Raw genomic sequence first — 11,133 nt, 5'->3', positions numbered from 1 at the left:
CCTGTTGGAGGCCGCTTGCGGGCGAAGGTTGAACCCGGCGATTCGCGAGCAAGCTCCCTCCAACAGTCGGACAGAGCGGGGCACCTGATCGAAGGGCTGTTGGAGGCCGCTTGCGGGCGAAGGTTGAACCCGGCGATTCGCGAGCAAGCTCCCACCAACAGTCGGACAGAGCGGGGCACCTGATCGAAGGCCTGTTGGAGGCCGCTTGCGGGCGAAGGTTGAACCCGGCGATTCGCGAGCAAGCTCCCACCAACAGTCGGACAGAGCGGGGCACCTGATCGAAGGCCTGTTGGAGGCCGCTTGCGGGCGAAGGTTGAACCCGGCGATTCGCGAGCAAGCTCGCTCCAGCAGTCGGACAGAGCGGGGCACCTGATCGAAGGCCTGTTGGAGGCCGCTTGCGGGCGAAGGGTGGCGCTGACCACCAACAACCAGAGAACTGGAGCGCCCCCGCCCCTACCCCCCGGCCCGCCCCATCGCCCGAATCCGCTTCAGCCAGCGCGCCCGATAGGCCGGGCTGCTGTCGACCCGGCCGATGGCCGTGGTGCGCACCGGGCGGAAGCCGCAGAACGACAGGATGTTGCGTTTCAGGCTCTTCAGGCTGTGGGCACGGTAGAAGCTGCGGTAGAAGAAACCCGGCATGCCCATCGTCACGATCACCCGCGCGCTCTTGCCCTTCAGGAGCGCGCCGGGATCGCTGCCTTCGTAGGCCAGCGCGAACCCGGGCCGCAGAACCTGTTCGAGCGCGGCCTTGACCGCCGCCGGCATGTCGCCCAGCCAGAGCGGATACAGAAGGACCAGGTGCTCGCACTCGGTGATCGCCGCCTGCAGCCGCTTCGCGTCGGCCGGGACCGGGCCTTCGTGCCAGGTCTTCGCGCTGTTCAGCGGTGGCAGGTCGCAGTCGGCCAGGCGTTCGACGACAACGGCGTGACCGGCCTGGCGGGCGCCTTCGGCATAGGCCTCGACCAGCGCATCGCCGAAGTGGCCCTGGCCGGCATCGGGATGCCCGTGAAGGACCAGGATGCGCCGCGACGCCATGGCGGTTGCGTGCTCAGATGCCCGGCTGTTCGCTGGGCTGCTGGATGAAGTTGCCCTGGATCAGGTCGACGTCCATCTGCCAGATCCGCGACACGGCCTCGGCATCCTCGAGCATCGGCACGACCAGTTTCCGCTCGGCGTGGTGGGCGGAATGGGCGAACTTCTGGAATCGTTCGGCCAGGTCCTTCTCGGCCAGCACCCGGCGGGCGAAGTCGGCCTTCATTCGCAGGTAGTCGCAGGGAATGTGCTTCAGCATTACCGCCTCGGGCACTTTCTCGTCGATTCCGGTCAGCGAAACGCCGATGCCCAGGTCGCGCAGTTTCGCCAGCGCCTCGCGCGCCTCGCGCAGTCGGGCCTTGAGTTCGAGGATGTTGAATTCCACCACCAGCGTCCGCTGCTCGGCGGGCAGGCGGGTCAGTTCGGCCTCGAACCAGGCCAGGAATTTCGGATCGTCGACCAGCGCCGAGGACTGGTTGATGAAGTACCACGCCGGTTCGTCGCCGCGCGCGATCCGATCGCGGATCAGTCCGAGCACGTGGGCGATCATCCACTGGTCGAGCGCGGGCAGTACGCCGCGAGCGGCGGCCACCGGAATGAATCGGGCGGCCGGGATCAGCGAGCCGTCGCTGCCGATCAGGCGCGGCAGCACCTGGAAGCGGTCGGCCTCCGGGCCGGTGGTGGCCAGCAGCGGCTGGAACACCACGCGCAGGCTGTTGTCGCGCAGCGCCTTGGTCAACTGGGCCAGCAGGCTGGACGACGCGTTGCCCGAGTCGTTGGCCTCGGCCGCAGCGACCTCGGTGCGGTTGCCGCCGGCGGCACTCAGCCGCTCGGCCATCCGGGCCACCCCCACCAGGTTGGCCTCGGGGACGCGCAGCTGTTCGTTGGCCGGGCGGATCGCGATGCTGATCGTTGCGGCCAGGGCCTGCTCGCCGAACTCGAACAGGCTGCCGCTGATCGTGCGCAGCAAACCGGTGCCGAGATCGGCATAGTCGCGCTCACCGTCTTCCGGGTCGAGCAGGACGCCGATCGAGTTCAGCCCGAAGCGGGCGGTCACGTCCGGGGGATCGAGCTGGGTGCGGATCCGATCGTGGATCGCCCGCATCAGGCGCTCCAGCCCGGTAAAACCGACCTGGTTGCGGTGGGCCTGCATTTCGTCGAGCTGGATCCAGGCCACGGCCACGGGAACCAGGCTGCCACCGGCCGCCCGTGCCTGCTTGCAGCGCTTCTCGAGTTCGCCGATCAGCGTCGTCGCGCTGACCACGCGGGCCATGCCCTCGGGCAGATCGTTGCCGTCGAGCAGCATGCCGGTTTCGGAAGCGTCGCGTTCAGCCATGTGCGTGCCTGCAGGGGCGGTGGCCCGCGACCCGGTCGAACGGAGCGGCGGGGCAGCAACCTGCAGTTCGAGGAAGCCCGCGAAAAGTATACGCGTTGTCGACGGCACCGTCAGCCGACCGAGCGCAGCGCCTCGCTTTCTGTTGTCGAGCGCTCGGGAAAGCGGTAGCCGAAGGCGGCCAGCTCCCTTGCGAACAGGGTTTCGACCCATTGACGTTCCTCGTCGCCGTACCAGCCCGCGGTCGGCTGTCGTTCGCTCGAGGCCTTGGCGTGCGGCAGGTCCGGCCCGGGCAGGCCCAGTCGCTCGAAGACTCGCGCCAGGTCGCGGTGCAGGTGCTCGAAACGACCGACGAAGTCGACCGCGATTCGATCATCGATGGTGTAGATCGGCCAGTTGTCGAAATGCCGCGGCAGCACTCGATCGCGGACGTCGCCTTCGGCCAGGCCTCGAAGGAACGCGCCGAAGCCCAGGTCGCGCCGGCCGGTCTTCGAGGTCCGCCAGCAGTAGTCCGACACGGCGCGTTCGTAGGGATTGCGCACGAAGGCGAATTTGAAGTAGTCGCGCCAGGCCGACGGATCGAACGCCCGCACGCGTTCGGCGTGGGCGTGTTCCGGCGAGCGACCGAGCCTGGCGCGATAGGCCAGCCGCTGCGCGCCGTTGAACGCCATGATCCGGTGTGCCGGGTCGCCGAGCCGGGCCGGGGCACGCAGCAGTCGGCCGACAAAGCTGGCCGCGGCCGCCGGATGGCGCAGGTCGCGCCACGCTCGCCGGTTCGGGGCCACGCCGGCGCGCCAGGCCTCGGGCCAGGTGCCCAGGTGCAGGTCGTCGGGGCCCAGGTGCGGTGCCAGTGCCGCGGCGATCGAACTGCCGGCCACCTTGCGGCAGTGCAGGAAGATGAACCGATGGCGGTGGCTGATGATCATGACTGGCGCGCCTCCCGATGCCTTCGGCCGACATGCCAGTGTACTCCGCTGTACGTTACACAACGAGTGGCGGGGTACCCCAGCCCGGCTTGTTCATGAAGCGCCGCGAACGCGACGTCCGGACGATCGTTTGCGGCCGAGCCGAACGCGGTGCCAGCAGACCGCCACCCGACGCCATGCGGATCGAGTAGCCTGTTCGCTTCCCCCGGCATCGGGTCGTTTCCGACCTGTAGAGGAAACGCTATGCAGGCACGTTCCCATCGCGCGCTTCGCGCCGCACTGGCGGAGATGCGCTGGCTGAACCGTCCGCTGGAGTGGTGGGCGAAGAACGTCGCCGTCGGCGCCATGCTGAACGGTCGCGAGCTCGTCTATCAGAACATCGTGCACCGTGATCTCGCCCGGCTCGGCATCGACCGACCGATCCATGCCGTCGGCAGTGCGGCCAACTACAGCTATCTGTACCTGCTGATCCGGTCCTGCACCGAACTGCCGGTGCGCCGCGTGCTCGAACTCGGCTGCGGCCAGTCCACCCTGCTGCTCGATGCGCTTGCCGAGCGCGCGGACTTCGAGGTCGTCAGCCTCGAGCACGAAGCCGAATGGGCCGAACGGATCGGCGCGCAGTGCCGACGCGCCCGGGTGCTCGAAGCGCCGCTGGTCGAACGACGGATCGCCGACCGGGACTCACCGGTCCACGACCCCGACGTCCACGACGGCCAGGGTGTCGATGTCCTGCTGGTCGATGGCCCGCAGAAATCGAAACGCCGCTCGCGCTGGGGCGCGCTGCACTGGCTCGAAGGCATGAACAGCGACGACTTCCTGATCATCTTCGACGACGCCGAACGGCGCGGCGAACTCGACACCATCGAACAGGCCGTCAAGCAACTCGATGCCCGGGGCATCGCCTACACCGCCACCCGCCTCCGGAGCGTCAAGACCCAGTTCGTCATCGCCGGCGGCGCAATGACGCCGGCGGTCCATTTCTGACCCCCGCGGCCGAAGGGTGGCGGGCCGCTCGCGGTGCGAGCGGAGTGAGAAGTTTTCAGTGAACAGTTTTCAGTAAAAAACCTGGCCGGAGTTTCATCGGCGCCGGATCGAGGGCCTGTTGGAGGTCGCTTGCGGGCGAAGGGTGGCGGGCCGCTCGCGGTGCGAGCGGAGTGAGAAGTTTTCAGTGAACAGTTTTCAGTAAAAAACCTGGCCGGAGTTTCATCGGTGCCGGATCGAAGACCTGTTGGAGGCCGCTTGCGGGCGAAGGGTGGCGGGCCGCTCGCGGTGCGAGCGGAGTGAGAAGTTTTCAGTGAACAGTTTTCAGTAAAAAAACCTGGCCGGAGAGTCGTCGGCGCTGGATCGAAGGCCTGTTGGAGGTCGCTTGCGGGCGAAGGGTGGCGGGCCGCTCGTGGTGGAGCGGAGTGAGAAGTTTTCAGTGAGCAGTTTTCAGTAAAAAAACTGGCCGGAGTTTCATCGGCGCCGGATCGAAGACCTGTTGGAGGTCGCTTGCGGGCGAAGGGTGGCGGGCCGCTCGTGGTGGAGCGGAGTGAGAAGTTTTCAGTGAGCAGTTTTCAGTAAGAAAAACCTGGCCGGAGTTTCATCGGTGCCGAATCGAAGACCTGTTGGAGGTCGCTTGCGGGCGAGGGGTGGCGGGCCGCTCGCGGTGCGAGCGGAGTGAGAAGTTTTCAGTGAGCAGTTTTCAGTAAAAAAACCTGGCCGGAGTTTCATCGGTGCCGGATCGATGGCCTGTTGGAGGTCGCTTGCGGGCGAAGGGTGGCGGGCCGCTCGCGGTGCGAGCGGAGTGAGAAGTTTTCAGTGAACAGTTTTCAGTAAAAAAACCTGGCCGGAGTTTCATCGGCGCTGGACCGAAGGGCTGTTGGAGGCCGCTTGCGGGCGAAGGGTGGATTCGTCGGTTGGTCGTTTGGTTCGTTGGTTGGTGCGGATGCGCCCGTCATCAGTCGAATCGAGCCGTCCGTCCGATCGCAGGCCCGTGGGAGCGGGCCTGGCCGCGATGGGCGGGGCGACGGCGGGAATCGCGAGGCAAGCTCGCACAAACGATTCCCTCGCGAATCATCCGCCCGAACCCCGAACCCCGAACCCCGAACCCCGAACCCCGAACCCCGAACCCGGAACCCGGAACCCGGAACACCAAGATCAAAAAAAACCGGCCCCGCGAACGAGGCCGGTCGGAACAGGCGCGGTGGGACAGCCGCGCTCGAGGCCTCAGCTGCCGGGGAAGTCCAGCGTGAAGATCACGGTTTCTCCTTCCAGCACTTCGATCAGCTGACCGCGCGGGTCGAAGTCCAGCGGCAGTTCGCCGACCTCGTCGACCGGATCGCCGAATTCGATCTCGCCCTCGATGCCGTCACCGGTGTCGCTGACCTGGATCGTGCCGCGCTCGACGCCGCCCACTCGCAGCGTGTAGCCGCCGACGGGGACATCCTCGATCTCGACGTCGAAGTCGATCTCGCCGTCGTCCTCTTCCCAGCGCGCCTCGCCGCTGCCGGCCGGGTAGACACCGGTGTTGGTCAGGTCTTCGCGGATCTCGGACTCGATGCCGCCGTCGCCACCGTCGCCACCGTCGTCATCATCATCATCATCCGGCGGACCGTCGATCGGGAACACCGAGGAGAACAGCGTCGTTGCGCCCTCGGCGATCTCGACGGTCTCACCGCGCGGGTCGAAGTCCAGCGGCAGCTTGCCGGCCTCGACCGGGTAGCGGAATTCGATTTCGCCTTCGGTGTCGCCGTCGTCCTGCACGACGACCTGGATCGTGCCGCGCTCGATTCCGCCGACGAACAGTGTGTAACTGCCGACCGGCACGTCCTCGACTTCGACGTCGAACTCGACTTCATCGGATTCCTGGTCGAAATCGGCCTCGGCTTCGCCGCCGGGGTAGACGCCCAGGTTGGCCAGGTCGATCGAGATCTCGCTGTTGCCGAATGCCGGTGGCGTGCCGCCGGTGCCGGTGCCCGGCGGATCGCCGACGTCCGGCGCCACGTTGGTCAGGATGATCACGCCGTTGTCCAGCACGTCGATGTCCTGGCCTCGCGGGTCGAAGTCCAGCAGCAGCTCGTCGGCATCCGGCGGCGAACCGAACTCGAGCTCGCCTTCCGGCCCGCTCGCGGTGTCGACCACCTCGATCGTGCCGCGGGTGACGCCGCCGATCCGAAGCTCGTAGCTGCCCACCGGCAGGTCTTCGATCTCGACGTCGAATTCCACTTCGCCGGGACGCAGCTCGAAATCGGCATCGCCGCTGGCACCCGGGATCACGCCGGTCGGAACCAGGGCAATGTCGAAGGTTTCCGGCACGGTGCCGCGCGGAACGTCGTCACCGATGCCGCCGCTGCACGGCGCCCCCGGCTGGTTGGTGATCCGCTTGATCGTGAAGCCACCGGTGCCGACGATGACCTTGCTGTTCGTGCCGGTCCCGTTGACGTCGTAGTCGACCTGGCCGGTGGTGCAGTTGGTGAACCGCACCTGCATGGTGCCGATCTCGTTGACCGGGTCGGGGTTCGTGCCGGCCGGGTCGCCGAAGTTCACGCCGGTCACCTCGTAGACCCGTGCATCGATCGTGTCGCCGAGGATGTCGCCCTGGGCGAACAGCCAGGTGGGGTTGCCCTCGGTGTCGTAGATGGCCCAGTAGATCGCGCCGGTCTTGACGCCGGTCAGCGCGCCGGCAATCGTGACGATCATGCCGTGGTTCTGTTGCGACGGCTGGTCCCACCAGCCCGAGAAACTGCCGGTCACTTCCACGGCCAGGGCCGGGGCGGTCAACGCGGTCAGCGCGAGTCCGATCGAGGCCGCCAGGCGGCGCTTGCGGACAGGGGTGCGGGGCGAAGTGCGGTTCATCGGTTTCTCCTTGAGCTCGGTCATCGTGCGGTTGGGGGGGCAGAATCGGTTTCGGAATCCCTGACGGTGTACAGGCCGAGACCCAGCCGGACCGGGTCGCTGTCCTCGTCCAGGCCGCGCTGGCGCGAGGCCTCCTCGTAGTGGTACAGCCATTCGTCGACCTGTTCGGCCAGCTGGCGTGCCGCGGCCTCGATCTTCTCGCGCGCCTCGTCGGCCAGGTCCGGGTGGATGTCCCGGTTGTAGACCACCAGCTGCAGGTACCGATCGCCGTTGTCCTGCTGCCAGTTGTGGGCAATGGTCGTGATCAGGTCGCTGGTGGCCATGCCGAAGATCTCGGCGGTCTGCAGGTCGGCTTCGTCGGCCCGGGCGATGTAGCGCGTCCGGACCAGTTCGACCGTGCGATCCTCGAGCACGTTCACCGCGCCGTTGCGCTGCAGTTCGTCGAGCACGGCGCGGGCCGGGGCGCCGCCGCTGTGTCGGGAAACCAGCATCGAGAAACTGGGCCGATCGTCGTCGCTGTCGAACGGCAGCGTCGGCAGCGGCGCGCCGTCGGCGCGGAACGCCGAGTCGTTGGCCCAGCCGCTGAGCACCAGCGCGGCGCGGTGGTACTGCTCCTCCTGCGGCACCTCGTCGGGTGCCGGCTGCGTCAGCAGCTGGTTGACGTCGACCCGGGTCAGCCCGGTCAGCACGGCCACCCGCGATTTGGTCGGCTTGCGGCCGGGCAGCCGGAAGTCGCGGTAGGCGACGTCGGCGTAGCACCAGCGCAGCCAGTCGGCGCAGGTCTTGTACGAGACATCGTGGCGAATCAGGATCCGGACCAGCGGCCGGAAGATCCGGACCGCCGCGCGGGCCAGTGAATCGAGTCGGGTAACGGTCGTTCGCGCGTCCATGTTCAATGCGTGCTCCCCGCATGAAGATCGTCGACCAGCAGCGCCGGACGGTGAAACAGGAATCCCTGTTGATGAACGATGCCCATGCCGTGCAGCAGCTGCATCTGGGCCGGTCGCTCGATCCCCTCGGCGACCAGGCCGGGACCGGCGTGCCGGACCAACGCGGCCAGCCCCTCGACCACGCGCCGCGCGCCGTCGTGGGTATCGACGCAGCGGCAGACGCTGCGGTCGAGCTTGATCCAGTCGACCAGCCCGGCAGCGACCACATCGAGGTTCGCAGCGCCCGGGCCGAAGTCGTCCAGCGCGACCTGGACGCCGGCGCGCCTGAGCGCGTTCAGCGGCCGGGCCGTTGCTTCCAGATTCACCGCGCCGGCGTACTCGACCAGTTCCAGCACCAGGCGATCCGGGGCCACCTGCGCACGATGCAGGCGCTCGAGCACCGCATCGACGAAGTCCGGGACCATCAACGAGCCCGGTCGGATATTGACGCCGAACCGGGTATCGGGGCGAAGCGCCGGCATCCGCCGCAGCGCGGCGTCCAGCACGTCGAGATCGAAGCGGTCGCCGCGGCGGGCGTAGCCGGCGCGGACCAGGTCCATCACCGACTGCCCGGGGCGATCGGCCGGCGGGCGAACCAGGCACTCGACCCAGGCCGGCCGGCGTTCGCTCGACAACGACACGATCGCCTGTACCGCCAGCGCCAGCCGCGGCGTGCCCGCCAGCGGCGGTGCGAACTGCAGCAGATCCGTGGCGTCATCGGCGTCGCGGACGGTCTGCAGCATGGGGGCGATCGCGTTCATGGTTTGGATAATATTTTACAAATCCTTATTTGTCAATAAATTCGCAAATAATTTTGCAGCGGTGAAACCTTGCGTTCCGCGCCGGCTGTGACATGCTCTTCATCCCCGTTTCCTGACCGCCTTCCTTCGCCATGGCCCTGCGCTGGATCGAAATCGCCGTCCCGCCCGATCGTCTCGACGCCGTCGTCGCCCGCATCGAGGACGCCGAGATCCATGACTGGTGGCTCAGCGCGCCGGCGCCGCGCGCGGTGGTCCGCGTGGTGCTCGACGGCAAGCGCGTGGAAGGCCTGCTCGACGCCCTCGAGCCCCTGTGCGGCGGCGACGACGGCGTCCGGGTGCTGGTCGGCAACCTCGAGGCCATGCTGCCCGGGCCCGAACCGGACAACGACGAACCCGAACGCGACGACGACAGGGATTCCGACCGGCTCAGTCGTTTCGAACTGGTCGAGCGGGTCGGCCGCGACGCCCGTCTGAATCGCCAGTACGTGTTCATGGTCGTGCTGTCGAGCATCGTCGCTGCGGTCGGCCTGGTCCGCGGCAACGTGGCCGTGGTCGTCGGCGCCATGGTCATCGCGCCCTTGCTGGCGCCGAACATGGCGCTGGCGCTGGCCGCCACCCTGGCCGACTGGCGCCTGGGCTGGACGGCGGTGCGCACCGGCATGACCGGCGTGATCATCGCCGTGCTGCTCGGGGCGGGACTCGGTCGGCTGCTGGAGGTCGATCCCACGGTCCCCGAAATCGCCGGTCGCACCGTCATCGACGAACTCGACGTGATCCTGGCGCTGGCCGCCGGTGCCGCCGGCGCGCTGGCCGTGACCAGCGGCATCTCCGGCGCGCTGGTCGGGGTGATGGTGGCGGTCGCCCTGCTGCCGCCGCTGATGGTCGTGGCCCTGCTGGCCGGTGCCGGCGAATGGCGCGGTGCCTGGGGCGCGCTGCTGCTCTACAGCACCAACGTGGCCTCGGTGAACCTGGCCGGCATCGCCGTGTTCCTGGCCCGCGGCATCACGCCGAGAAGCTGGTGGGAAAAGCGCCGGGCGCGGCGCGCGGCGTGGTGGGCCATGGCCTTCTGGGTGCTCGCGCTGGTCGCGCTGGTCGCCGGGTTGATGCTCTACAACAGCGACTGATCGACAGGCGCGTTCGGGCCGACTTCGCGGCCGTGCGCTCAGTCGTCGACGTCGGGCCCGTAGGCGTACTCGCCGCCGGCTTCCAGCGCCCGCAGGTAGGCCGGGCGGGCGTGTACGCGCTTCAGCCAGGCATCGATCTGCGGGTACTGTCCGGCCTTCACCGCGCGCATCCTGGCCGCTTCCAGCGGAAAGCTCATCTGCACGTCGGCCGCGCTGATCGACGAACCGCCGAACCACTCGTGGTCGGTCAGGAACCCGTCGACGTACTCGAAATGTGTCGCGATCTGCGGGTCGGTGAACGCGCGATCGACCTGGTCGGCGATCTTGCTGCTGATCGGCCGGATCAGGAGCGGCACCGGCGGCTGGCGCAGCTTCGAGAACACCAGCTTCAGCAGCAGCGGCGGCATCAGCGAGGCCTCGCCGTAGTGCATCCAGTACTGGAAGGTCCAGTAGCCGGGATCACCGAACTCCGGCGCCCAGTCGCCGCCGCCGTAGGTCCGGGCCAGGTACTCCAGGATCACCGCCGACTCGGCGAAGGTCCGGTCGCCGTCGACGATCACCGGCGACTTGCCCAGCGGATGAACCGCCTTCAACTCCGGCGGCGCCAGGTTCGTCTCCGGATCGCGCTCGTAATAGTGGATTTCGTATTCGACGCCGAGTTCTTCGAGCATCCAGAGGATTCGCTGGGAGCGGGAGTCTTCCAGGTGATGCAGCGTGATCATCGCTGTGTCCGGGGCGGGCAGGCCGACAGTATAGGGATGCCGGGTCCTCGCCGGACGGATCGTCTCCTGTTGGAGGCCGCTTGCGGGCGAAGGGCGGTCAGGGCCGATTCGCGCGCAAGCGCCCTCCAACAGACGAATCAGCGCAACGCCCGACCGAAGACCTGTTGGAGGTCGCTTGCGGGCGAAGGGTGGCGGGCCGCTCGTGGTGGAGCGGAGTGAGAAGTTTTCAGTGAACAGTTTTCAGTAAAAAACCTGGCCGGAGTTTCATCGGTGCCGAATCGAAGACCTGTTGGAGGCCGCTTGCGGGCGAAGGGTGGTCCGGGCGGTTCGCGAGCAAGCGCCCTCCAACAGGCGAATCAGCACCGGCGCCGGATCGAAGGCCTGTTGGAGGCCGCTTGCGGGCGAAGGGTGGCCCGGCCGGTTCGCGCGCAAGCGCCCTCCAACAGACGAATCAGCGCAACGCCCGACC

General features: G+C 67.6%; 9 protein-coding genes. 2 read left to right on the top strand and 7 right to left on the bottom strand.

The features are described from left to right. Nucleotides 1-453 precede the first annotated feature (453 nt). From HFP89_RS15665 to HFP89_RS15655, 3 genes are all read right to left on the bottom strand, one after another. Nucleotides 454-1,035: an NAD(P)H-dependent oxidoreductase gene (locus tag HFP89_RS15665; protein ID WP_168718622.1), complete on the bottom strand. Its 582-nt coding sequence runs from the start codon at nt 1,033-1,035 to the stop codon at nt 454-456. 13 nt (nt 1,036-1,048) lie between these two features. Then, nucleotides 1,049-2,368, bottom strand: coding sequence for an EAL domain-containing protein (locus tag HFP89_RS15660; RefSeq protein ID WP_168718621.1), 1,320 nt, complete (start codon nt 2,366-2,368; stop codon nt 1,049-1,051). 110 nt (nt 2,369-2,478) lie between these two features. Continuing rightward, nucleotides 2,479-3,291 (bottom strand): sulfotransferase family 2 domain-containing protein, encoded by an 813-nt coding sequence (locus HFP89_RS15655; RefSeq protein WP_168718620.1) that lies wholly within the window; start codon nt 3,289-3,291, stop codon nt 2,479-2,481. Nucleotides 3,292-3,534: 243 nt separating this feature from the next. On the opposite strand from HFP89_RS15655, the gene HFP89_RS15650 reads away from it, so the two are divergent. Further along, a complete protein-coding gene (locus tag HFP89_RS15650) occupies nt 3,535-4,275 on the top strand; it encodes a class I SAM-dependent methyltransferase (protein ID WP_168718619.1) in 741 nt (246 codons plus the stop codon). Between the two features lie 1,224 nt (nt 4,276-5,499). Here HFP89_RS15650 and HFP89_RS15645 read toward each other — a convergent pair. Genes HFP89_RS15645 through HFP89_RS15635 form a run of 3 tightly spaced genes read right to left on the bottom strand, consistent with a single transcriptional unit; the run spans nt 5,500 to nt 8,800 of the window. Then, on the bottom strand, nt 5,500-7,128 hold the full coding sequence (locus HFP89_RS15645) for a hypothetical protein (RefSeq protein ID WP_168718618.1): 1,629 nt from the start codon (nt 7,126-7,128) through the stop codon (nt 5,500-5,502). Between the two features lie 20 nt (nt 7,129-7,148). Then, the gene (locus HFP89_RS15640; protein ID WP_168718617.1) at nt 7,149-8,018 is read right to left on the bottom strand and encodes a DUF6502 family protein; all 870 of its coding nucleotides are present in this window, start codon (nt 8,016-8,018) and stop codon (nt 7,149-7,151) included. Nucleotides 8,019-8,020: 2 nt separating this feature from the next. Continuing rightward, entirely contained in the window at nt 8,021-8,800 is a 780-nt protein-coding gene (locus HFP89_RS15635; RefSeq protein ID WP_168718616.1) for an EAL domain-containing protein, read from the bottom strand. Nucleotides 8,801-8,949: 149 nt separating this feature from the next. On the opposite strand from HFP89_RS15635, the gene HFP89_RS15630 reads away from it, so the two are divergent. After that, nucleotides 8,950-9,942: a TIGR00341 family protein gene (locus HFP89_RS15630; RefSeq protein ID WP_168718615.1), complete on the top strand. Its 993-nt coding sequence runs from the start codon at nt 8,950-8,952 to the stop codon at nt 9,940-9,942. A 38-nt stretch (nt 9,943-9,980) separates the two neighbouring features. Here the strand turns inward: HFP89_RS15630 and HFP89_RS15625 are convergent, their stop codons facing one another. Beyond that, nucleotides 9,981-10,664: a glutathione S-transferase gene (locus HFP89_RS15625; RefSeq protein ID WP_168718614.1), complete on the bottom strand. Its 684-nt coding sequence runs from the start codon at nt 10,662-10,664 to the stop codon at nt 9,981-9,983. Nucleotides 10,665-11,133: the final 469 nt, after the last annotated feature.

The sequence above is a fragment of the Wenzhouxiangella sp. XN79A genome, assembly GCF_012272825.1.
GTDB lineage: Bacteria > Pseudomonadota > Gammaproteobacteria > Xanthomonadales > Wenzhouxiangellaceae.
Note: the sequence above shows the minus strand (reverse complement) of the source record. Positions and strands in the feature narration are given on the sequence as shown.

What these genes read in the sequence shown, in the direction of transcription:
- HFP89_RS15650 (WP_168718619.1), top strand. Translation starts at nt 3,535, where the DNA reads ATGCAGGCACGTTCCCATCGCGCGCTTCGCGCCGCACTGGCGGAGATG.
- HFP89_RS15640 (WP_168718617.1), bottom strand. Translation starts at nt 8,018, where the DNA reads ATGGACGCGCGAACGACCGTTACCCGACTCGATTCACTGGCCCGCGCG.
- HFP89_RS15645 (WP_168718618.1), bottom strand. Translation starts at nt 7,128, where the DNA reads ATGAACCGCACTTCGCCCCGCACCCCTGTCCGCAAGCGCCGCCTGGCG.
- HFP89_RS15630 (WP_168718615.1), top strand. Translation starts at nt 8,950, where the DNA reads ATGGCCCTGCGCTGGATCGAAATCGCCGTCCCGCCCGATCGTCTCGAC.
- HFP89_RS15655 (WP_168718620.1), bottom strand. Translation starts at nt 3,291, where the DNA reads ATGATCATCAGCCACCGCCATCGGTTCATCTTCCTGCACTGCCGCAAG.
- HFP89_RS15635 (WP_168718616.1), bottom strand. Translation starts at nt 8,800, where the DNA reads ATGCTGCAGACCGTCCGCGACGCCGATGACGCCACGGATCTGCTGCAG.
- HFP89_RS15660 (WP_168718621.1), bottom strand. Translation starts at nt 2,368, where the DNA reads ATGGCTGAACGCGACGCTTCCGAAACCGGCATGCTGCTCGACGGCAAC.
- HFP89_RS15625 (WP_168718614.1), bottom strand. Translation starts at nt 10,664, where the DNA reads ATGATCACGCTGCATCACCTGGAAGACTCCCGCTCCCAGCGAATCCTC.
- HFP89_RS15665 (WP_168718622.1), bottom strand. Translation starts at nt 1,035, where the DNA reads ATGGCGTCGCGGCGCATCCTGGTCCTTCACGGGCATCCCGATGCCGGC.